The organism is Lysinibacillus sp. UBA6686 (assembly GCF_002455205.1).
GTDB lineage: Bacteria > Bacillota > Bacilli > Bacillales_A > Planococcaceae > Lysinibacillus > Lysinibacillus pakistanensis.
In genome coordinates this window covers 1-21272 of the sequence record NZ_DKJS01000080.1, presented here as the reverse complement: position 1 = coordinate 21272, position 21272 = coordinate 1, and the positions used below count along the sequence as shown (strand labels likewise).

Annotated in this window: 22 protein-coding genes; 10 read left to right on the top strand and 12 right to left on the bottom strand. The window is 36.1% G+C overall.

What is annotated here, in order from left to right; genetic code table 11:
* The first annotated feature begins 214 nt into the window (after positions 1-214).
* Entirely contained in the window at positions 215-2389 is a 2175-nt protein-coding gene (locus B2R82_RS21330) for a 5'-nucleotidase C-terminal domain-containing protein (protein WP_286926930.1), read from the top strand.
* Between the two features lie 149 nt (positions 2390-2538).
* Here the strand turns inward: B2R82_RS21330 and B2R82_RS21325 are convergent, their stop codons facing one another.
* Both B2R82_RS21325 and B2R82_RS21320 read right to left on the bottom strand, forming a co-directional pair.
* On the bottom strand, positions 2539-3369 hold the full coding sequence (locus B2R82_RS21325; protein WP_286926929.1) for an aldo/keto reductase: 831 nt from the start codon (positions 3367-3369) through the stop codon (positions 2539-2541).
* Positions 3370-3470: 101 nt separating this feature from the next.
* A complete protein-coding gene (locus B2R82_RS21320) occupies positions 3471-3644 on the bottom strand; it encodes a hypothetical protein (RefSeq protein ID WP_283869561.1) in 174 nt (57 codons plus the stop codon).
* 522 nt (positions 3645-4166) lie between these two features.
* On the opposite strand from B2R82_RS21320, the gene B2R82_RS21315 reads away from it, so the two are divergent.
* On the top strand, positions 4167-5012 hold the full coding sequence (locus B2R82_RS21315; RefSeq protein WP_286926928.1) for a VOC family protein: 846 nt from the start codon (positions 4167-4169) through the stop codon (positions 5010-5012).
* 116 nt (positions 5013-5128) lie between these two features.
* Here B2R82_RS21315 and trmL read toward each other — a convergent pair whose 3' ends face one another.
* Together trmL and queG are read right to left on the bottom strand one after the other, a co-directional pair.
* A complete protein-coding gene (gene trmL, locus B2R82_RS21310; protein ID WP_286926927.1) occupies positions 5129-5602 on the bottom strand; it encodes a tRNA (uridine(34)/cytosine(34)/5-carboxymethylaminomethyluridine(34)-2'-O)-methyltransferase TrmL in 474 nt (157 codons plus the stop codon).
* Positions 5603-5792: 190 nt separating this feature from the next.
* A complete protein-coding gene (queG, locus tag B2R82_RS21305; RefSeq protein WP_286926926.1) occupies positions 5793-6935 on the bottom strand; it encodes a tRNA epoxyqueuosine(34) reductase QueG in 1143 nt (380 codons plus the stop codon).
* Between the two features lie 59 nt (positions 6936-6994).
* Here queG and B2R82_RS21300 point away from each other — a divergent pair, with 59 nt between their 5' ends.
* Positions 6995-7684 carry a B3/B4 domain-containing protein gene (locus B2R82_RS21300; protein ID WP_286926925.1) on the top strand — a complete coding sequence of 230 codons (690 nt, stop codon included), beginning with the start codon at positions 6995-6997 and terminating at the stop codon, positions 7682-7684.
* 15 nt (positions 7685-7699) lie between these two features.
* Positions 7700-8209 carry a hypothetical protein gene (locus B2R82_RS21295; RefSeq protein WP_286926923.1) on the top strand — a complete coding sequence of 170 codons (510 nt, stop codon included), beginning with the start codon at positions 7700-7702 and terminating at the stop codon, positions 8207-8209.
* 60 nt (positions 8210-8269) lie between these two features.
* Here B2R82_RS21295 and B2R82_RS21290 read toward each other — a convergent pair whose 3' ends face one another.
* Positions 8270-8911, bottom strand: coding sequence for a hypothetical protein (locus tag B2R82_RS21290; protein ID WP_286926921.1), 642 nt, complete (start codon positions 8909-8911; stop codon positions 8270-8272).
* A gap of 489 nt (positions 8912-9400) precedes the next feature.
* Between B2R82_RS21290 and B2R82_RS21285 the strand changes: the two genes are divergently transcribed.
* Positions 9401-10987: a catalase gene (locus B2R82_RS21285; protein ID WP_286926920.1), complete on the top strand. Its 1587-nt coding sequence runs from the start codon at positions 9401-9403 to the stop codon at positions 10985-10987.
* A gap of 56 nt (positions 10988-11043) precedes the next feature.
* Here B2R82_RS21285 and B2R82_RS21280 read toward each other — a convergent pair whose 3' ends face one another.
* Positions 11044-11946 (bottom strand): S66 peptidase family protein, encoded by a 903-nt coding sequence (locus B2R82_RS21280; protein ID WP_286926919.1) that lies wholly within the window; start codon positions 11944-11946, stop codon positions 11044-11046.
* Between the two features lie 122 nt (positions 11947-12068).
* Here B2R82_RS21280 and B2R82_RS21275 point away from each other — a divergent pair, with 122 nt between their 5' ends.
* Positions 12069-12953, top strand: a complete 885-nt coding sequence (locus tag B2R82_RS21275; RefSeq protein WP_286926918.1) for a DMT family transporter — start codon at positions 12069-12071, stop codon at positions 12951-12953.
* Positions 12954-13079: 126 nt separating this feature from the next.
* Here B2R82_RS21275 and nagB read toward each other — a convergent pair whose 3' ends face one another.
* Positions 13080-13793, bottom strand: coding sequence for a glucosamine-6-phosphate deaminase (nagB, locus tag B2R82_RS21270; RefSeq protein ID WP_286927009.1), 714 nt, complete (start codon positions 13791-13793; stop codon positions 13080-13082).
* A gap of 195 nt (positions 13794-13988) precedes the next feature.
* Between nagB and B2R82_RS21265 the strand changes: the two genes are divergently transcribed.
* A complete protein-coding gene (locus B2R82_RS21265) occupies positions 13989-14735 on the top strand; it encodes an arylamine N-acetyltransferase family protein (protein WP_286926917.1) in 747 nt (248 codons plus the stop codon).
* A 64-nt stretch (positions 14736-14799) separates the two neighbouring features.
* Here the strand turns inward: B2R82_RS21265 and B2R82_RS21260 are convergent, their stop codons facing one another.
* Together B2R82_RS21260 and B2R82_RS21255 are read right to left on the bottom strand one after the other, a co-directional pair.
* Positions 14800-15891 carry an S-layer homology domain-containing protein gene (locus B2R82_RS21260; protein ID WP_286926916.1) on the bottom strand — a complete coding sequence of 364 codons (1092 nt, stop codon included), beginning with the start codon at positions 15889-15891 and terminating at the stop codon, positions 14800-14802.
* 57 nt (positions 15892-15948) lie between these two features.
* Positions 15949-16299, bottom strand: a complete 351-nt coding sequence (locus B2R82_RS21255; protein WP_286926915.1) for a VOC family protein — start codon at positions 16297-16299, stop codon at positions 15949-15951.
* 247 nt (positions 16300-16546) lie between these two features.
* Between B2R82_RS21255 and B2R82_RS21250 the strand changes: the two genes are divergently transcribed.
* The 3 genes from B2R82_RS21250 to B2R82_RS21240 are packed head-to-tail and all read left to right on the top strand — an operon-like array spanning position 16547 to position 18673.
* Complete coding sequence (locus tag B2R82_RS21250; protein ID WP_286926914.1) at positions 16547-17143, top strand: TetR/AcrR family transcriptional regulator; 597 nt, start codon at positions 16547-16549, stop codon at positions 17141-17143.
* A complete protein-coding gene (locus B2R82_RS21245) occupies positions 17144-17839 on the top strand; it encodes an SGNH/GDSL hydrolase family protein (RefSeq protein WP_286926913.1) in 696 nt (231 codons plus the stop codon).
* 18 nt (positions 17840-17857) lie between these two features.
* The gene (locus tag B2R82_RS21240) at positions 17858-18673 is read left to right on the top strand and encodes an SDR family NAD(P)-dependent oxidoreductase (protein ID WP_286927007.1); all 816 of its coding nucleotides are present in this window, start codon (positions 17858-17860) and stop codon (positions 18671-18673) included.
* A gap of 207 nt (positions 18674-18880) precedes the next feature.
* Here B2R82_RS21240 and B2R82_RS21235 read toward each other — a convergent pair whose 3' ends face one another.
* The 3 genes from B2R82_RS21235 to B2R82_RS21225 form a co-directional block, all read right to left on the bottom strand.
* Entirely contained in the window at positions 18881-19165 is a 285-nt protein-coding gene (locus B2R82_RS21235; protein WP_286926911.1) for a hypothetical protein, read from the bottom strand.
* A 256-nt stretch (positions 19166-19421) separates the two neighbouring features.
* Positions 19422-20108, bottom strand: a complete 687-nt coding sequence (locus B2R82_RS21230; RefSeq protein WP_286926909.1) for an ABC transporter ATP-binding protein — start codon at positions 20106-20108, stop codon at positions 19422-19424.
* 1 nt (position 20109) lies between these two features.
* Complete coding sequence (locus B2R82_RS21225; RefSeq protein ID WP_286926907.1) at positions 20110-21144, bottom strand: ABC transporter permease; 1035 nt, start codon at positions 21142-21144, stop codon at positions 20110-20112.
* Between the last annotated feature and the right edge of the window lie 128 nt (positions 21145-21272).

Below are 21272 nucleotides of genomic sequence, written 5' to 3'. Positions count from 1 at the left end.
ATCAAAAAGGTTGATTTCCCGCGCTTTTTTGAGGTAAAAATTTTACTTATACTTCAAAAAAAGTATAAATATATTATTTGATATTTCTTAATCTATTTTTTACAACAAATTTAATATACATTTACCATTAATGGTAATGACGAAGAATTTCTTTCATGATAGAATAAGAGTAAATTGTCAGTCATCTGACATATTATGAGGGAGGAATTCATTGATGAAATGGGTTAAAAGTATTGCAGCAACAACTCTAGTTGCTAGTTTATTAGCAACTCCAGGTTTTGCAGCTCATGCAGCGGAAACAGCACCTGCAGCTACAAAGGATGGTTTCAAACTAACAATTTTACATTCCAATGATACACATGCACATGTTGAAGCTGCTCCACAGCGTGCTACAAAAGTAAAGGAGCTTCGCGCTGCAAACGCTAACACTCTTCTACTAGATGCTGGTGATGTTTTCTCAGGTACACTCTACTTCAATCAATTCTCTGGAGAAGTTGATATGAAGTTAATGAACTTAATGGGTTATGATGCCATGACTTTTGGAAACCACGAGTTTGATTTAGGGTCAAGCCCAGAGGGACATGCTGCACTCGCTAAATTTGTAAAGGGAGCCGATTTCCCAATATTAAGCGCAAACCTAGACTTTTCAAAGGATTCTTTATTTGATGGCTTACAGTTTAAAACTGTCACAAAAGACTTCGAAAAAGGTAAAATTTATAACGGTATTATTAAAGATGTCGATGGAGAAAAAGTTGGTATTTTTGGTTTAACAACTGAAGAAACTCCTTCTATTTCAAGCGTTGCTAATGTGCAATTTGCCAATTATATCGACTCTGCAAAAAAAGCAGTAGCAGAATTTGAAAAACAAGGTGTTAATAAAATTGTTGCTGTGACTCATTTAGGATTCGATGATTCAAAAGATTTCGATAACGATCAATTACTAGCGGCAGCAGTAGAAGGTATTGATGTAATTGTTGGTGGCCATACACATACTAAATTAGACAAAGCTGTGAAAGCAGAAACATCATTTAAAAATCCTACAATTATCGTTCAAACAGGTCAATATAGTGAGAATTTAGGTGAGCTTGATTTAACGTTTGATGATAATGGTGCTGTTGTTGAATACTTTGGTCAATTACACGCTTTAAACGATAAAGATAATCCGGTTGCAGCAGACCCTGAAGCAGCTAAAATTTTAGCTCCATATACAGACAAAATTACTGCTGTTAAACAACAATCTACAGGTAATACAGCTGTTTCAGTATTGGATGGTAAACGTGGTCTTTGGGGCGTTCGTGCTGGTGAAACAAACCTTGGAAACCTAATTACAGATGGTATGCTGGCGGGTGCCAAGAAAATTGACCCAGAAGTACAATTTGCCTTCCAAAATGGCGGTGGTATCCGTGCAGGCATTGATGCGGGAGATATTACAGTTGGTGAAGTAATGACTGTCATGCCTTTCGGTAATGCACTTGGTATCGTTAAACTAACAGGGGCTGAAATCTATGACATTGCCGAACATAGTGTAAAAGAGTTTCCAAAAGAATCTGGCGGCTTCCTACACTTCTCTGGCTTACAAGTAGAATTTGATGGAAAAGCTCCAGCTGGTAAACGTGTAAAATCTATTAAATTAAATGGTAAAGAGCTAGACAAAGCAACATACTATAAAGCTGCAACGAATACCTTTACTGCTAAAGGTGGAGACGGCTACGAAACACTTGAAAAAGCCTATGCTGATGGCCGTGTAAGTGAGCCTGGTACAATTGATTATGAAATGTTTATCGAACACTTAACTACATTGAAAAATGTTGATCCAAAAGTTGAAGGACGTATTATTGCAACAATTCCATTTACTGACATCGCAAAAGGCTCAGAAACAGAGGGCTATGTACGTGATCTTTATTACCGTGATTTAACAAATGGTACGACTGCAACAACATATTCTCCAAATGCTAACTTAACTCGTGCTCAGGCAGCTTCATTTATCGCACGTGCATTAAAGCTTGAGGCAAAAGGCAAAACAACATTTACGGATCTTGGACATGTAAATCCTGCAACACAAAAGGAAATCACTGCTCTTGCCGAAGCAGGCATTGTTAAAGGTGTAAATGGTAAATTCAATCCTAATACAAAAGTAACTCGTGCTCAACTTGCATTAATGTTTGCTCGTGCATACAATCTTCAACATGATGCAAAAGCTGGACTAAAAGCTGATTTCAGTGATATTGCCAAATACAACACTGAAACTCAAGAGGCAATTGCACTTATGAAAGACTTAAAGATTGTTAGCGGTTCAAATGGTAAGTTTATGCCAAGCAATAACGCTACACGTGCTCATATGGCAAAAATGCTTTCTAACTATATTCCTTATGTAAAAGAATCAAAATAATATAACTAAAAAAGTCGATTTGCTTCAATATGGTGCAAATCGACTTTTTTTAATTTTCCAATTTAACAAAAGACAGATTTCTAATATAAAAAAGTTAGCTTTTTAGTGCCCTCTTATCTAGAAGAGCAGGATTAGCTAAATTTAAATAGTTAAAAATTGAATTTGAAATTATCTGGATCCTGCCCAAAGCGTTCATTACGGTTTAAAGCAGCTATTTGATCCATCTGTGCTAAGGATAACTCGAAATCAAAAACCTGTGCATTTTCCTCAATACGACTTGGTGTAACAGATTTAGGAATAATTAGGGTATCTCTTTGTAAATGCCAGCGTAGTACTACCTGAGCAGCTGTTTTGCCAATTTCTTGTCCAATCCTTGTAATAACTGTGTTATCGAGCACACCGCCACGCCCTAGTGGAGACCATGCAGTCACAGCAATATCATGCTCACTACAGTAAGCTCTTAAATCATTTTGCTGTAAATATGGATGCACCTCAACTTGATTAACCATCGGCTGAATATTTGCTTTTGCTAATAGCTTTTGTAGATGATGCTCATGATGATTCGAAACACCTGTTGCCCGAATTAACTTTTCATCGTATAGACGTTCAATGGCTCGATACGTTTCTTCAAATGTTTCAGGTACTGCCCAGTGTGTTAAATACAAATCTAAATAATCCATATTTAATTTTTTTAACGACACTTCAAAAGCTCGTAACGTTTCATCATAACCTTGGTCATTATTCCAAACCTTTGTTGTAACAAATATATCCTCACGCTTAACACCTGAATAGCGAATGGCTTTGCCCACTTCCTCTTCGTTACCATAAAGAGAAGCGGTATCAATTGCTCGATAACCAAATTTAAGTGCTTTATCAATAGCTTGCAATGTTTCATCACGCTCTATCATTTTATAGACACCTAAACCTAAGCGAGGCATTTCTATACCATTTGTTAATGTTTTTGTTGATTGTAAATTCAAGAATAACAACCCCTTTCTTTTCCTAGTTCCATTATACAAAAAATTGGTTTTAAGAAAATAAGGAAAATTCTTGAGAGGTCATATCTACGCCATTAAAAAACCTAGTCCTTTTTCTCTTCTTCAGGGTCATCTACTTGGATAGGATCTGGAATACGTTCGTCCTCCACTAGCTCTAAGCCATCACGTAAATGCTCCATCTGCTTTCCTAAATCATGCAAATCTTTAAAATTTCTAGCCATTGTGCCGTTTTCGATATTCGGAACCTTTTTTTCCATTATCATCACCTCTCTAATAGTGTTCCCTAAATTAATATGACTGAACCATTTCTGCCATATTTTATTTCACTATGTCATTTTATTTTTCTAGTAGATAAGCTATACTAAATGAAGATGTCTTTATAAACATGAGGAGGGTTCTTCCATGAAATTAATATTAATTCTTGGTGTAACTATTGCATTCTTATCTGCTATTTTCACTGCTGGTTACGAAGGCGACTACAAATCAGACAAATAATACCTCTAGAAAATCACTAAGCATATGAATTGCTTAGTGATTTTCCTTATATTCCACGAGAAGAACCACTTCAGGTACTTCTCTTTTTTATTTCGCCTTGGCGTAATTGTAGCTGCCGCTACGCTTTCACGCATAAAACATCTGTCGATTTGCTTTCAATACAAAAACATTTGCTGAATGAAGATAAATAAAATTCTTGACTTTATGTACTTTTTAAAATAAACTTACTTACATAAAGTAAGTTGATAACAAAAGATAACTTTTTAATATATGGAGGGGTCATTATGCATTTTCATGAAAAACCAAACACTTATGTCACTAATGTTGAAATTAAAGTGAGCGACTTACAACGTTCATTAACCTATTATCAGGAGGTTATTGGCTTTAAAGTCTTACAACAAGAATCCCATAAAGCCACTTTAACTGCAGATGGAAAAACAGCTTTACTAACAATCGTTCAACCTGAAACTGTAGAAGAAAAAACGAGATTTACTACTGGACTTTACCATTTCGCACTTCTATTGCCCTCACGTCGTGATTTAGCAAATGTTATTAGTCATTTTCATAAAAATGGTGTATATTTTGGGGCATCTGACCACGATGTCAGTGAAGCGCTCTATTTAAGTGATCCTGATAAAAATGGCATTGAAATTTATGCTGATCGACCTGAAGATAAATGGACTTGGCATTCTAACCAAGTGCATATGGTTACTGAACCACTTAATATTCAATCGATATTAGCTGAAGGTAATGATACATGGAGTGGACTTCCTACTGGTACAGTAATGGGTCATATTCATTTATCTGTATCTAACTTAACAGAAGCAGAGGAATTTTATACAAGAGGATTAGGTTTTGACATTGTCACACGCTATGGCACACAAGCATTATTTATTTCTACAGGCCGCTATCACCATCACATCGGCTTAAATACTTGGTACTCAGAAAATGCGCCAAAACTTGGTGAACATCAAGTCGGCTTAAAAACCTTTTCTTTGCGTTTAGATAATGAACAACAAGTAGCAACAATGAAAGAAAATCTTCGTGCTATTGGTGCTCCTGTTACTGATATAGCTGGGGGTTTCCAAACAGAGGACCCTGCTGGTAATAAAATTTTATTAAAATTTTAGGAAGGACATTCTATCCGTCAGTTTTTGAATTATATCATCCACTTTTGGATTCTATCCGTCAGTTTTAAGGTGCTATCCAAAAAAGGCAGTTCTCACATGATGGAGAACTGCCTTTTTTAATGTAGCCCTGGGTAACCTTGTTGCCGTAATGCTTCATATATAACAATAGCCGCTGTATTCGACAGATTCAGTGAACGTACATGCTCACTCTGTGGAATTCGCAAGCACATATGTCGACGCTCGTAAGCAAAATCCTTTGGCAAACCTGTTGTTTCTTTTCCGAACATAAAATAAATATCGCGGTCTCTATCACTAAAATCATGTGTTGTGAATGGCTCTTCACTATATGTTTCAATTAAATAAACATCACCATTTTTTGATGCTTCTAAAAAATCCTCTAGTGAATCGTGATACACAACATTGACACTATGCCAGTAATCTAACCCAGCACGCTTCAGCATTTTATCGTCTGTAGAAAAGCCAAGAGGACGAATTAAATGTAGTGAGGTATTTGTTCCGGCACAGGTACGTGCAATATTACCTGTATTTGCTGGTATCTCTGGTTGATATAAAACGATATGCAATGGCATAAGGTACACTTCCTTATTAAAAATTTCAAATGTAAAAGTAATTCTTATCTTAAATCCCACTGTTAGGTTGGTGCTTCTCTGTCATTAATTTTTTGAGCGATTTCTCCCCAAAATTGAACGGTTTACCACACTTTTCAAGCGTTCACCCTCACATGAAGTGCTCCCTTTATCAAGTTATCCTGAGAGATATTCACTCATCCACCCTATTAAAAAATTGTAACCCTTTGTCGATTTCAATGCGTACCTCTTCGTTACTTTCCTTATCCTTCGCCTGAAATAATGCGGAATGGGCTTCTTTCCCGCCTATCCTACCTAAAGCCCATGCTGCTGTCCCTCGAATAACAGGACGATCATCCTTTTCTAGAAGTGCAATTAAATCTGGTACAGCCGCTTCTTCTTTAAAATGGGCAAGGGCCAATATAGCATTTCGTTGAATGGGCTTCTTCCCCCGCCATGAGCCAGAAATATGTCCAAACTTATCTTTAAACTCACGATTTGAAATCTTCAAAAGAGGCGTCAGCAATGGCTTGGCCAGCTCTGGATCTGGTTTAAATTCCTCATGTATCCAATTGATTTTGCCTTTATTTTTCGGACATACGGTCTGACATGTATCACAGCCATACAATCGATTGCCAATATGTGTGCGAAACTCATCAGGCAGTGTTCCCTTTGTTTGCGTTAAAAAGGCAATACAGCGCTGAGCATTTAGTTGCCCTCCATCTATTAACGCTCCTGTTGGACAAACATCTAAACATAAGCGGCAGTCTCCACATTCATCCTCCATAGGCTTATCTGGTGCAAAGGGGATGTTTGTGACAAGCTCTCCTAAATAGACATAGGAACCAAATTCGGGTGTAATAATGGCGCAGTTTTTCCCGCTCCAGCCTATTCCCGCACGTTCAGCAACTGCTCTATCAACTAGAGCACCCGTATCCACCATTGATTCGATACGGACACCCTCTACTCGCTCTTTTAGCCAAGCCGATAGTAATGTCAATCGTTCACGTAAGGCTGTATGATAATCGATTCCCCAAGAAGCACGGCAAAAAATCCCGCGTCTTGCTCCTTTTTTGCCAACAGGTGCATTCTGCATACGCGACGGATAGGCTACAGCTATCGCTACTATACTCTCTGCTCCATCTAACAATTGTAGGGGTTCAGTTCGTTTTTCAATATCACTTTCCTCAAAGCCGGACTGATAGCCAAGTTCCTGCTGGCGGCGCAGTCGATTTTTCAATTCTGTAAATGGAGCTGCTGTTGTAAAGCCAATTTTGTCTATACCAATGGACATTGCATACGCTACAAACTCATGTTGCAGGTCATGTATGTTCATTTTATTTCCAACTCCTTACATGATACAATAATAGAAATAGATAAAGTAGGTGGTGTTTTATGGATATATCAATTAATCAATCCCTATTGACACAACATCCCGAGCTTAAATTCGGCATTATCCATTATACCAAAATTGTTGTAGCAGAATCGCCTCAAATGATTAAGGGTCGTATGCAATTGTATCAAGAAAATCTCTATCTAGAAGTGCAGGAGAATCCTGTTACGCAACGTGAAGGAATTGCAGAATGGCGACGTCTCTGGAAAAAGCTTGGTGCTGATCCAAATCGATACCGTCACTCAGCAGAAAGCTTAATGCGTCGTATTAGTAAACAAAATTATTTAACACCCTACCATTCAGGTGTAGATTTAAATAATTTCTTTTCCCTCCAATATGAAATTCCAGTAGGCTTATATGATGTAGATAAACTACAAGGAGATATAGAAATTGCATTGGGCAATGAAGATACTGGCTATGAAGGCTTAAATGGACGCTTTAATTCATTAAATAATATTCTTTATAGCTATGATGCAGAAGGAGCATTCGGTTCACCATTTGTCGATTCTAAGCGTACTTCTATTTCAGAAGAGACGACTGAGGCACTACAGATTTTCTACCTTCGACCATCCTTAACAGAAGAAAATGCAACTAAGCTCTTAGCCTCAGCAGGGAAAATGTTTAACCAAATTCATGGAGGCGACTATAAAGTAACCCTATTAACAAACGTAGTACCAGCAACGACACTATAAAAAGGACGTGTTTGAATGATTAATCTTGCGGAAGCCGTTAAACTTAAAAGTATTCTAGGAAAAAAAGTTCAAGAGCTTATTAGTGAATTACATCGTAGTGCCTTTGTAACTGTGGAGAAGGGACAAACCCCAAAAACAAGTAATCGTGCAATGAAGACCATTGAGGAAGAATTAGCTCAAGTACGTCTCGATGCTCGTACATTAGATCGATTAGTCTATGAAGCAAATATCAATAATTCAGTAGAATTTAAGGGTGAAACATTGGCTTTAGTAGAAGCTATCGAGCTCGCAACACAGCTCCGTGCAGACGCTGAGCTTTGCAAACAATTTAGTATGCATGAAAAAGAAAGTGTACGAATGGGTTATGGTGAAAATACAATGCTTTATGAGATTGCTATGTATGAGCCAGATGCATATCGTGAGCGTGCCATTCAACTAGAAAAAGACGCCCATAAATTATCAAATCTAATCAACTCAAAAAACTATAGTGTTACTATTAACTTCGATGACTCTCGATATTTCTAAACTAAAACACCCCAAAAGTTAAATTTATAACTTTTGGGGCACTTTATGAAAAACTCTTCTCTAGTTAGCTAAATCATAATTAACTTCAAATTGCCCTAAATCCAGATCAGCTAAAAGGAAAGTTATATTATAATTAGAATCAGTATATGTATGACTTTTCTTCTCTTCATCTAAAGCTTTACCTAATTCTTCTTCATTTTTATCTAAATCTAAGCCAATTGCATCAGTAATTGACATTGCTGATAAAAATCCTTCTTCCCATTCGTCACCCTCTTCACTTACCTCACTAGCAGGGCTACCTTCTACGGAAATATTATAGCCAATTAATTTTTTATCCTCATTATATTTAGCCACTATTTTATAATGACCCTTATATTTTATAAAGTCCGCTTCCAATAAAGTTTGTGAAAGGATGTCGTCCTCTTTCATTAAATCACTAGTTACTGGCTCAGGAATTTTCTCTAATGTTATAGAGTTCTCTGCATCCTGTTTATATAAATCAACTCTGACATTGTATTTTTGAACAAATTTTTCTACAGCAGCTTTCGATTCAGTATCTACCTCATCATATTTTACTGGAACAATTTTTTCTTCTTGTACTACCTCTTCTTCTTTTACATTCTTCTCTTTTTCCTTCTCGGCTCCTTCGCCAGAGCATCCAACTAGCATTAGGGCTAGTAGTAAAAACAAAGCCTTCTTCATTAACTTATTTCCCCCTAAATTCATTTCCATATTACTAAATATACAAATCGAAATTATTCTTCTATAAAATATTTCCGTATTCGCACATTACAATTATGATAAACTAATACTAATATTTCCATAGTATTTATTAACTAATTTACAATATTTTATATCACCTTTAGTCCTCTTGCTGTTAAGGCTTTCCATATCCCTTGAAACTGTATACAATAGATGTATGGAGTCGAATTGTACTCCATCTTGGATGCGTTGTTTTCAATTTCGCTTTTTGAAGCAAACTTTGAAAAAACCAATAACATGTGACCTGTTACCGTATGACCGATGACCGATAACCAACTATAGGCAAAGGCTATACTCAGCTAACTTGATTATTTTTTGAAAACACCATCCAAAAGCTCTCTTACATCTTGTATGTAGGAGAGCTTTTTTATGTCTAGTTTGCCCTACTAAAGGACAGAATGTGGATATCCAAAAGAAAGGGGTCAAACAATGACAAATCAAAATGATTCAACACAACAAGATGATACAACTTTAACGAATCGACAGGGGCACCCCATTACCAATAATCAAAATTTAAGAACTGTCGGTAATCGTGGTCCTGCTACACTAGAAAATTACGATTTTTTAGAAAAAATGAGCCATTTCGATCGTGAAAGAATCCCTGAACGAGTTGTACATGCTCGTGGTGCAGGGGCACATGGTTACTTTGAAACCTATGGTGTTGTTGGTAATGAGCCTATTTCTAAATATACAAGAGCAAAGGTTTTTCAAGATAAGGGGAAAAAGACACCAGTTTTTGTACGTTTTTCAACCGTTATACATGGTGGGCATTCTCCAGAGACTTTACGAGATCCACGAGGCTTTGCTGTAAAGTTTTATACAGAGGATGGGAATTGGGACTTAGTGGGTAATAATTTAAAGATTTTCTTTATACGTGATGCGATGAAGTTCCCAGATATGATTCATGCCTTTAAGCCAGATCCAATTACAAATATTCAGAATGTAGAACGCTTTTTTGATTTTTGCGCAAGCTCACCAGAAACCTTCCATATGGTCACATTCGTTTATTCTCCATGGGGTATTCCTGCAAATTATCGAATGATGCAAGGCTCTGGTGTTAACACATATAAATGGGTGAATAATGAGAGCAAAGCTGTCCTTATCAAATATCACTGGGAGCCTTTACAAGGTATTAAAAATTTAACCCAAAGAGAAGCTGAGGAGATTCAAAAGAAGAATTTTAATCATGCTACACAGGACTTATACGATGCAATTGAACAGGGTGATTTTCCTGAATGGGAATTAAATGTACAAATAATGGAGGACGGACCGCATCCTGAGCTAGATTTTGATCCATTAGATGATACAAAACTTTGGCCGAATGATCAATTCCCGTGGTATCCAGTGGGTAAAATGGTGTTAAATAAAAACCCTGAAGATTATTTTGCTGAGGTTGAGCAGGCAACTTTCGGTACAGGTGTACTGGTAGACGGATTGGATTTCTCAGATGATAAAATGCTACAAGGCCGCACCTTTTCATATTCTGATACTCAGCGTCATCGTGTAGGGACAAATTATCTTCAGTTACCAATTAATGCTCCTAAAAAACGAGTAGCCACTAATCTAAATGGTGGTCAAATGATGTATAAACGTGATTTAGCACCTGGACAAAATCCACATATTAATTATGAGCCTTCTATGCTTAATGGATTAAAGGAAGCAACCCAAACAGGCATAGAATATACACCACATATAGACGGCGAACTTGTACGGGAGTCTATTGATCGTCAAAGCAACACTAAACAGGCTGGCGAAACGTATCGGAATTTTGAGCAGTGGGAGCGAGACGAGCTTCTTGAAAACTTAATTCGTGATTTATCCGTATGTAATATGGCTATTCAAAAGGCTATGATTGCTTTAGCAGAGGAAGCCGATAAAGAATATGGTCGCTTGCTAAAGGAAGGATTACAAAAGGCTGAAAAAAACTCATCTACATCAAAGCCTCTCGGCAATATTGATGGTGACGATGCTCCTAAGGATGCAATTAATAATGGACATGATGCAGAGCCCTACTAAGAATAATAAAGTAGCACTCTACATAAGGGACTAACGCCCAAATGCAGAGTGCTTTCTTAATGCACACCAGGTAAAATTTTTAGTACCTTTTCCTGTGCATCCAAAATGGCATCAGCCCCTAATGGAATGGCAATATTTGTTGTATCATGTCCGATTTTAAAGCCTGCTACAACAGGAATTCCTAACTCTCCAAAATACTCCTTCATCAACATAAGAAGTGCTGCTTCATCTGCTCCTGTCTGCGTAAAGGAACCAATCACAATTCCTGCTAACTGCTCAAGCTTTCTTGCCTGCTTTAATTGTTGCAGCATCGAATCTATTCGTGGAATGGACTCTGCAATCTCCTCTATCAGTAAAATTCTACCCTCTGTCCTAACTTCAAATTTTGTCCCTATTGAGCTTACAAGACGACGTAAATTTCCTCCAATAATTTGCCCACGGGCTACACCACTTGCAATTGTTGTTAATGGTGAAATTTCTTCAGTATATTGTATTTCAATTGGTGAAAATAACTGTAAAAACATCTTTTTTGATAGCTCATCAATTCTTCCAACAGACATTAGTAGAGGTCCATGAAACGTTACTAAATTAGCATATTCATTAATTGCACAATGTAAATATGTAAGATCAGAGAAACCCCAGAAAATTTTTGGATGTTCCTCTAATAGAGCATAATCAATTTTCTCAGCAATACGTGCAGAGCCATAGCCACCTTTCACACAGAAAATAGCCTTGACCTCTGGATTTCTAACCATCTCATGAAGATCAGTTAGTCGCATCTCATCACTACCTGCTAAATAAGCATGCTTTTCTTGAATCGTATCCCCAATAATATAGTGAAGACCTAAATCATCAAGAAAAGATAGTGCCTCTCCTAGCTTTTCAGGTTCCACTAGACTCGACAAAGCCACTAAGCCAACTGTATCTCCCTTTTGCAAATGTGGTACGGTGCTTTTCATCAGAATTTCTCCTCCCTTTTTTCTTATTCTAGCATACTGATTATAAGGAGGGCATTGATTATTCATGGCGTTAGTGGCTATAATTATCCATAATATTCTTACTGTAGAGGAGTCATTGCAACATGAAAATCCCACCATATTTGTTATTAATGCTTGCAACTCTTTTATGGGGTGGTAATTTTGTTATTGGACGTGCAGTTAGTGGAGATATCCCACCTCTTACACTAGCCTTTCTAAGATGGTGTGTCGCCTTCATCGTATTTTTCCCCATTGCTTATCGGAGTTTAAAGCATGAATGGCATATGCTCAAGGCAAATTGGCCAATCGTTATTATTTTATCTCTAACAGGTGTTGCAGCATTTAATACCCTTGTTTATATCGGTCTGCACTATACAACGTCTATTAATGCATCTTTAATGAATTCATCAACACCGATTATGATCTACATACTATCCTTTATTTTTTTGAGGGAAAAACTATCAAAATATCAGTTGCTTGGAACTGCTTTATCACTTAGTGGTGTCACTTTCATTATTTCAGGAGGCTCCATTGCAAGCTTAGTTGATTTTACATTTAATAAAGGGGACTTAATTGTACTTATCGCAGTCTTCTGCTGGAGTATTTATTCCCTCCTCATTAAGCATTACGCCAAACGCTTACCAGGGCAATCGACATTCCTAGTAACCATTTTTACTGGAGCCATTATGTTATTACCATTTTATATCTATGAAACCGCTACGCTTACGAATTCGATTCATTGGCAGTGGTCATCAATAGCAGCCATTCTCTATGTTGGAATTTTCGCATCCGTTGTTGCCTTTTTAAGCTGGAATAGTGGGGTTGTACAGTTAGGTGCAAATAAGGCAAGTATTTATTTAAACTTCATCCCTGTATTCGCTTCCATATTTGCAGTACTGTTTCTTGATGAAAAGCTTCATGCCTTTCAAATTGTTGGAGGACTTGCTGTTGTTGCAGGGGTCATCGTATCAGGCAGAAAAGTGAGCTGAATTTTAATTCTATCCATCGATTTAGTGATTCTATCCATTGGTACAAGAGATCTATCCAGCAGTTTATTGTTTCTATCCATTTAAATAAGCGTAGACTCCAATTAAATTGAGTTCTACGCTAGGCATCTATTTTGTTCCGCCGTAAATAACCGTTACATTTGGATGATTTAGTAATTGACTTGCAGGGAAATCTTCATTGATGATTCCACTTTTTAATCGTTCAATTGCCTCTAGCTTTTTTTCACCAAATGCAATTAACACGATTTCCTTGGCATTCATAATCGATTGAATTCCCATTGTAATGGCATGTGTCGGAACATCCTTAGGATCATCAAAATAAATTGCATTTTCAGTACGGGTTGATTCAGTAAGTTCGACTATGTTCGTGAGCGATTCAAAGGGTGTGCCTGGTTCATTAAAGCCAATATGTCCATTCACGCCAATACCAAGAAGCTGTAAATCAATGCCCCCTGCTTCCTTAATTCGAGCATCATACGCTATACACTCCGCAGCTAAATCCTCTGCCTTGCCGTTTGGTAAATGTATATTTTCTTCTTTTATATCTACATGATTAAATAATTGCTCATGCATAAATGTCCAATAACTAGCTGGACTTGTTTGATCCAAACCTACATATTCGTCTAGATTGAACGTGATAACATCTTTAAATGAAACCTGTCCAGCTTGTTGTCGCTTTACTAACTCCTCATACATTCCAACAGGTGAACCACCAGTTGCTAGTCCTAAAATGCTTGTAGGCTTTTCCTGTAATTGCTTAGTAAAAATATTTGCTGCCACTTTGCTCATTTCATCATACGAATTGACTTCTATCCATTTCATTGTTGTCATTTATATACCTACCTTACAATAATTTATTGTGAACTTAATTGGAAAATAGTTTACTAAATAGTAGCTAATACTTAAATTTTACTAGTTATCTATCTACTTTTCTATTATTTTCTTTTAAAAAGATTATACGTGTAATCTCAAGCTAATTCGGTTATGTTAATAAATAAGGAAGTGAGGCGATAGTATATGAATTCACAAATATTACAGTATTTGAAACATATTCGTTTTCAAGGTCCTTTAACTGAGCCGACTATTAAATTACTTGGGCAGTTACAAACAAATCATTTAAATTTAATCCCGTATGAAAACTTAGATGTTGTTTTGAAAAAAGGCATCTCCTTCTCTATTCCTGATATTTTTCAAAAAATAATCATTCATAAGCGCGGAGGCAATTGCTTTGAACTAAATATTTTATTTAGCTGGCTTCTTCGTGAGCTTGGCTATTCAGTGACAAACCGATATGCACAGTTTTGGCGTAATCTTGAAGCAGATACACCTATCGAGGATGTACCTATGCATCAGCTATTGCTCGTCAATTACGCTGGACAATCATATATCACTGATGTTGGCGTAGGTGCACTAGCTCCGTGTAAGCCCGTTCCACTAATAGCAGGTCATCAACATCGCGAAGGTAACGAACTTTATAAAATTGAACAAGACAATGTAAATGGCTGGATGCTGTATGAACAAACAAAATATAATTGGCGTTTACTCTATAGTTTTTTAGATGACGCAAATGATGCAAAGTTCGCTCCAAGACTTTCAAAACAAAAAAATAAAATTGCTATGATTCGTACTCCTCGTGGTCGACATACAATGCTTAACAATGAATTCCGAATATATGAGGGACAATCCCTAACAACCTATACAACTCAGAATGAAAAAGAATGGCTACAAGCCCTTCATCGTTTTTTTCATATTTCATTGGATTAGATGCTTCATGACAAAAAAGCAAGCCTCCTTATTATAGAAGACTTGCTTTTTCTGTAGGGAAGAGTTAATTTTTTGTACGATCAAGAAGCTCGTAAATAACCTCATAATTGTAAAGCTCTTTAACTAAACCGATACCATCAACAAAGTAATATGTCCATACATTATCACTGTAAACGGATTTTTCCTCTAGTACAATGACATTATTATAATTGACACCACCTGCTCGAACAGTGCCATCTGTCGCTTTAACAGTAATTCGTATTCCTGAAATAACTCCGCCATCATCTTCATGTCTAATAACACCAATTCTAATCGGTAGTGAGAAATATATATCATAATGTGTACTTTCATTACTCGCCAATCCCTGAGCATAATGAAGACCCTCACTTAATAGATACTCTTCATCAAATAACTCGTTTGAATTTAAATCAGTTATTGTCCATACATCGTTCTTATTGTTATTATGACTATATTCATATTTTAATGTATAGCGATTCTTATCATTCAACGAATAATATGAATATATGTAGTCATATTTAGTATCTTTTAAAAGATCTGAATTCGATAATGTTAATGCGCGAGCCAAAAATGCTGAAAAGTGAGCTCGTGTTAAAGGTAAATCAGGCTTAAATGAGCCATCCGTATAGCGTCTTGTTATATTTTTACTTGCTATTGTGTAAATTTCCTTATAGCCCTTCGTCTTTTCTGTCACATCTGAAAAATAGTATCGCTCAGATTCCTTTAATTTAAATGCTCTTTGCAGCACAATAGCCATGTCCCCTCTTGAAAGAGTAGCCTCTGGATTAAATTTCTGCGCCGAATCGAAAATGCCATAGTTGTGCACTGCTGCAATTTCTTTAAAATAGGCATGTGTAGTCGGGACATCCTGATACTTTGGATCCTTCACATTTGCTGTTTGCAATCCTAAAGCGCGTGATAACATAACAGCCGCCTGCGCTCTTGTTACATAGGCATTCGGTTTAAAAAGGTCATTTGGATAACCATTAATAATTCCTTTTTCCACTAGGTAATCAATTTCCGTAATCAAAGTATTATCATCAGACACATCTTTAAAGCTTGTTGCATGTACATCCTTTAGTGGTATTAAACAAACAGCTAGTAATAGTACACATGCTATTTTCAATATCTGTTTCATGACTCCCCCTCGCTTTCTCCATTAATCATTTTTTCCAAGCCCCTACAATCATTTAGATTATTTGTTTTGAATGATGCCAAAGCCAAGCCCAGTTGGATCTACCATATAGGCAAGATAAAATTCATCGAACTCCATTTTGTCACGAACAATAATGGCGCCACTTTCCTTTGCTTTAGAAATTGCTTCATCGATAGAATCAACTTTAATTTGAATACGTGTTCCAAAAGGGAAATCATGCGGTCCTTTTCCAATACCACCGTTAATTCCTAGCTTTTTATCATCCCCGGTCGTTAAAGCCCAATAATTCCAATGAGGTGTAGCTATTTCCCAACCAAAAACCTTAGCATAAAATTCAGCTGCTTTTTCAGGCTCCTGGCTATTTAATTCAAATCCGATTACTCTCCCCATAGCGTTAATTCCCCCTTCTGATTTTTAAAAGTACTAATTTTATAGTTCAACAATTTGGTCAATATTTCCTTCAGCCCATCGACATAAGTTAGAGACTTCCATACCTAATGTTTCCCCTTCGACTAAAGTTCCAGCATTAATCAATTGTGACAACATAATGACTTAGGAATTTACCTATTTATTAATTAGTAAATTATTGTATAATCAAATTAGAACAATCGTTCAAATGTTAGAAAGGAGAAAATTCTTGAGCAAAAGACGTTATGATAGCGAGAAAGCAAAAGTTGAAATTATGGAACATGCGGTTAGTTTGTTTTCTCAAAAAGGCTATAATCAAACATCAGTTGGAGATATTTCAACCGCTTCAGGCTACAGCAAGGGACATATTTACTACCATTTTGAAAACAAAGAAAAGCTTTTTGTTCTTTTAGCGCAACAAACAATGCAAGATTGGCACAGCAAATGGCTGGAAAAGGAAATTACCTACTCCACAGCAACAGAAAAATTATATGGCATGGCTATGCATGTTCTCTATCATTACCAAACACCTTTATTAAGATCTGGGCAAGAACTAGCTGCCAATCCCAAATCTAGCCCTGAATCCATACAGCAATTATTCAATTTAGCGGTTGTACCGATGGGTGCTTATCGTGCAATACTTCAAGAAGGAATTGATAGAGGAGAATTTATTCATGGAAATATTGATGAATGGACAATTCTACTAGGCACTTGGCTAGGAGGCTTATGTCAGCTTACAAATACTCAAGAGCTTAAAGAGTTAGAGCCACTTTTTCAACAAGCAATTACCATTTTTTTAAAAGAAATCAAAAAAGGTGGGGTATAAATGAAAATTGCCTGTTTAGGAGACAGCTTAACAGAAGGAAGACCAGGGGTTTCATTTTTTAAACAATTAACAGCAAAACATCCACATTTAGAATTTGATAATCTTGGTAAACCAGGCGAAACAGTTAAAAGCCTACAGACGCGATTAGAGAAATCGAAACTAGCTAGTTATTATGACCTTAGCTTTCTTTGGATTGGTGTTAATGATGTTTATGCCAAGCTTTTGAAAGTGCAGGCACAGCCAGTAACAAAAGATCATCAAGAATTTAAAGAAAACTATGTAAATGTTTTAGAAATGATTTTAGCATCTTCGAAACATGTAGTTTTAGTAACACCCGCTTTAGTAGGAGAGGAAATAAGAAATGCTTCAAATATGGAATTAAAAGAGCTTTCCTCCATTATTCATTCTATCTCTTCTAAGTATGCAAATGTTAGTTTTTTAAATATGCAAAAGGTTTTTGAAAGTCACCTGGAACAAGTTGATAGCTCAGATTATATTAACACTAATGTTCTGAAAGTGATGAAAGATGTACTGTTTTATAAAGATCCTTTGCGAATTGATCGATTATCTCAAAAAAGAGGGCTACATTTTACTTTGGATGGTGTTCATTTAAATAGTAAAGGAGCAGAACTAGTCGTGGATCAATACACAACTGTAATTGAACAGCTTCTATTGCAGGAAGTTACTGTTCATTAGAAATTCATACGAGAGGTGATGACTATGAGAAAGGTTGCGATTGTTACTGGTGGTGTATCAGGTATAGGAAAGGCTATCTGTAAAGAGCTAGTAGATCGTCATGTATTTGTATTTATTGCAGATATCAACAAACAAGATGGGCATCTTCTAGAGGCAGAACTAAATAAAGATGCCTTAAATGCTAGATTTGTTGAATTGAATGTAACCGATTACAAAAGTGTTGAACACGTTATTACAAATGTATATAAGGAATTTCAAAGATTAGATTATTTATTCAATAACGCTGGTATAGCAATGTATGGTGAAATTTACGATATGTCGATAGACAAATGGCAAGACATTGTGGATATAAATTTGTGGGGCGTTGTTTATGGTACACAAGTTGGCTATCAAATCATGAAAGAACAAGGGTTTGGACATATTATCAATACGTCATCAGCAGCAGGATTAGGGCCGTCTCCTATTTCTGCGGCATACTCAACGACAAAGCATGCTGTTGTAGGCTTAACAACATCACTTCACTATGAGGCAGAGGAATATGGTGTCAAGGTAAGCACCTTATGTCCAACTTTTGTTGATACACCTATTTTTGATAAAGCAACAGCTATTAATATTGACAAAACAGCAATGTCCAAGCAATTGAAAAAGCAAAAAATGATGTCACCACAGCAATTAGCAAAAATCGCTCTTGCAGGAGTGCACAAAAATAAGCCAATTATTTGTCCAATGCCAATGCGTAAAACAATGGATATTGTCTTTACACTTTTCCCTTCGTTACACAGGGTGTTAATGAGAATGGTCTGTAAAGTAAGCCGAAATGCACGATTAACGTAATCATTTTAAATGGTAAAAAACCGCTATGCTATTCAAAAAACGAGTGAAAAAAATATTGGATCGGAGGCTTATGTCTCCTTCACTATATTTTACAATTTATACTTTATCGCAAAAACAATTCACAGGAGTCTCGCGGTTTTTTACCTTGTTAGTTAAGATAACGAAAACACTGAACGAATTAACCCCATTTAAGAGATAAATAGCTAGTTATTTATGTTCCTCTTCATTGTTCTTATATATACCTAATAGTAATATAATAAGTCCTATAATAAAAATAACAGGAGATAAAAACATCATCATCGATATAGCCCAACCATTTCTAGCCATCATTCCAAACGTTACACCAATTAAGAAAGATAGAAATGGTGCAAATACAATCATTGTAATAATGCCCCAAACGATAAATTTTCCTTTTTCTGATCTTCCCTCGCTTAATTGGAATACTGCTATTAAACCTGCTAATACAATCAATAAGGCAATAACAAACGCCATGTCAAATCACCTCCTTCCTTCTACAATATGCTTCATTTGTTTGGTGATTTGGTAACTTAACACTAGACTTATAAAAAAATCCATCATTAACGGAAATCAACTCCACATTATCCAAAGGTGCCTGTTTATCAAAACGCACAGAGGGTATTGAAAAATTAACTTTATATATTGTTTGATTTGAAAACTAAAAAATCGATTTGCATCACGTTTTTGTGGCAAATCGACTTTATATGGTTATGGCTTTTTATCCTTTAATCTAAATAACATCTTGCAAAATGACACCGTCAGTCATTTTAATAATACGATCCGTATAAACGAGCATTTCTTCATCGTGTGTCACCATTAAAGTAGTAATGTTTAATGTTTTAGTTAAATCTCTAATAAGTAACATAACCTCCTCTGATTTTTTTGAATCTAAGCTTGCAGTTGGCTCATCTGCAAATAGAACTTTTGGTTTATGAATTATTGCCCGGGCAATAGCAACGCGTTGCTTCTCTCCACCTGATAAGGAGGAAGGATAAGCCATTTTTCGATGATCCATCCCTACTAATTTAAGTATTCGATTCACTTCATTTTTTTGTTCCTGTTTCTTTAATTTGGATTCTGAAACATCTAGCATTAACTGTAGCTGCTCCTCAACTGTAAGAAATGGTACAAGATATGCAAACTGGAAAACAAACCCGAATTTACTTGCCCGTACTTTTCGAACCTCTTCAGAGCTCATGATGGACATATTTTTCCCCTCAAAGATAACTTGCCCATCTGATGTAGGTTGAAGTCCAGCAGCTATTGTTAGAAGCGTACTCTTACCAGATCCAGAAGCACCAACCATTGCCGTTACTTCCCCTTCTTTTAGAGAAAGATTTATTCCCTTTAGTATTTCTTCCTCTATCTCCCCATTTGTAAATGTTTTTCTAATTCCATTGATTTTTAATAAAGTCATATTAAGCCTCTCCTTGCTGTATCGCTTGTAATGGTTCAACTTTTTTAATTTGCATTCCTGAAATTGTAGCACCAATAAATCCAATAATTAGAAACACAATCGATAATTGAATGGTTGTAATAACCGTTAAAGTAAATGGCATTTCTTTTGGCGATATTATATTAAATGCCTGACTTAGGCCTACAGACAAAATGAGTGAAACAACTGTAATGATAGCCATCTGTATCCATATCATTTTGAATAATTTGTTTGTTTTCAAACCAATGGCCTTTAAGATTCCATACAAGCCAATTTTTTGGACATTCATCATATAGAAAAAAATCGCAAATAGCATCCCACTAATGACGATTAAAAACCATACAATCATATTTAAAGACATTTGTTCCGCGTTATAGCTTGGAATTGTTTGAAGAAATTCTCTATTCGAGAATGAGTGTAATCCAGTATATTCCTTTGAAGAATCTCCATTTGGTACGAAAATCAATTGCATTTCATCAACGCGATATATTTCTTGATAATCTTCTTTATTAATATAAGCGACTGGGGCATGACTATATTTTTTTTGCTCTACAAATCCCTTGACAACGAACTTGCCATTAAATTGATTATTTGTTAATGTATCTCCTTCTTTAATCCCTTTGTCTTTTAAAAAACTATCTAAAATTACTTCCCCTTGCTTCACATTTGCAAATAACGTTGATGCTGTAGAAGTAGTAAAGGCAACGCTTTGTTGCTTATTGTCCTTATCATTTAAAAAGCCCATTTGTATCGAAAAAGCTACAGCATTTTTTTCATTGCTCAATATTTCATTTTGAATGCTACGATCTATCTTTGAAAGATTATAAGTTTGATCTGCATCTTCATCCATATAAAATTGCCCCTGTGGTAAATCTTTAATTAAAGCGGCATTATCCTGTGATAATCCATTGGCCAAGCCAGAAATAATAAAAGTTAAAAAACTAACAAGAAAAACAATCGAGCCTAATATTAAAAACCTTCCTTTATTTTTCTTCATTTCTTTCCAGGCAAGATTCATATTAAACGCCTCCATTCTTTGAATACCCTAAGCTTAAAATTCTTAAATGAACGGAGGGTGAACTAAATATTAAAAAAGCTCATAAACCTTGAATTAAGGTTATGAGCTCATAGTGTTGAAAAACTAAA

What these genes read in the sequence shown, in the direction of transcription:
- B2R82_RS21295 (WP_286926923.1), top strand. Translation starts at nt 7,700, where the DNA reads ATGATTAATCTTGCGGAAGCCGTTAAACTTAAAAGTATTCTAGGAAAA.
- B2R82_RS21300 (WP_286926925.1), top strand. Translation starts at nt 6,995, where the DNA reads ATGGATATATCAATTAATCAATCCCTATTGACACAACATCCCGAGCTT.
- trmL (WP_286926927.1), bottom strand. Translation starts at nt 5,602, where the DNA reads ATGCCATTGCATATCGTTTTATATCAACCAGAGATACCAGCAAATACA.
- B2R82_RS21280 (WP_286926919.1), bottom strand. Translation starts at nt 11,946, where the DNA reads ATGAAAAGCACCGTACCACATTTGCAAAAGGGAGATACAGTTGGCTTA.
- queG (WP_286926926.1), bottom strand. Translation starts at nt 6,935, where the DNA reads ATGAACATACATGACCTGCAACATGAGTTTGTAGCGTATGCAATGTCC.
- nagB (WP_286927009.1), bottom strand. Translation starts at nt 13,793, where the DNA reads ATGAAATGGATAGAAGTCAATTCGTATGATGAAATGAGCAAAGTGGCA.
- B2R82_RS21240 (WP_286927007.1), top strand. Translation starts at nt 17,858, where the DNA reads ATGACTATGAGAAAGGTTGCGATTGTTACTGGTGGTGTATCAGGTATA.
- B2R82_RS21320 (WP_283869561.1), bottom strand. Translation starts at nt 3,644, where the DNA reads ATGGAAAAAAAGGTTCCGAATATCGAAAACGGCACAATGGCTAGAAAT.
- B2R82_RS21275 (WP_286926918.1), top strand. Translation starts at nt 12,069, where the DNA reads ATGAAAATCCCACCATATTTGTTATTAATGCTTGCAACTCTTTTATGG.
- B2R82_RS21265 (WP_286926917.1), top strand. Translation starts at nt 13,989, where the DNA reads ATGAATTCACAAATATTACAGTATTTGAAACATATTCGTTTTCAAGGT.
- B2R82_RS21255 (WP_286926915.1), bottom strand. Translation starts at nt 16,299, where the DNA reads ATGGGGAGAGTAATCGGATTTGAATTAAATAGCCAGGAGCCTGAAAAA.
- B2R82_RS21245 (WP_286926913.1), top strand. Translation starts at nt 17,144, where the DNA reads ATGAAAATTGCCTGTTTAGGAGACAGCTTAACAGAAGGAAGACCAGGG.
- B2R82_RS21230 (WP_286926909.1), bottom strand. Translation starts at nt 20,108, where the DNA reads ATGACTTTATTAAAAATCAATGGAATTAGAAAAACATTTACAAATGGG.
- B2R82_RS21260 (WP_286926916.1), bottom strand. Translation starts at nt 15,891, where the DNA reads ATGAAACAGATATTGAAAATAGCATGTGTACTATTACTAGCTGTTTGT.
- B2R82_RS21315 (WP_286926928.1), top strand. Translation starts at nt 4,167, where the DNA reads ATGCATTTTCATGAAAAACCAAACACTTATGTCACTAATGTTGAAATT.
- B2R82_RS21290 (WP_286926921.1), bottom strand. Translation starts at nt 8,911, where the DNA reads ATGAAGAAGGCTTTGTTTTTACTACTAGCCCTAATGCTAGTTGGATGC.
- B2R82_RS21235 (WP_286926911.1), bottom strand. Translation starts at nt 19,165, where the DNA reads ATGGCGTTTGTTATTGCCTTATTGATTGTATTAGCAGGTTTAATAGCA.
- B2R82_RS21225 (WP_286926907.1), bottom strand. Translation starts at nt 21,144, where the DNA reads ATGAATCTTGCCTGGAAAGAAATGAAGAAAAATAAAGGAAGGTTTTTA.
- B2R82_RS21330 (WP_286926930.1), top strand. Translation starts at nt 215, where the DNA reads ATGAAATGGGTTAAAAGTATTGCAGCAACAACTCTAGTTGCTAGTTTA.
- B2R82_RS21285 (WP_286926920.1), top strand. Translation starts at nt 9,401, where the DNA reads ATGACAAATCAAAATGATTCAACACAACAAGATGATACAACTTTAACG.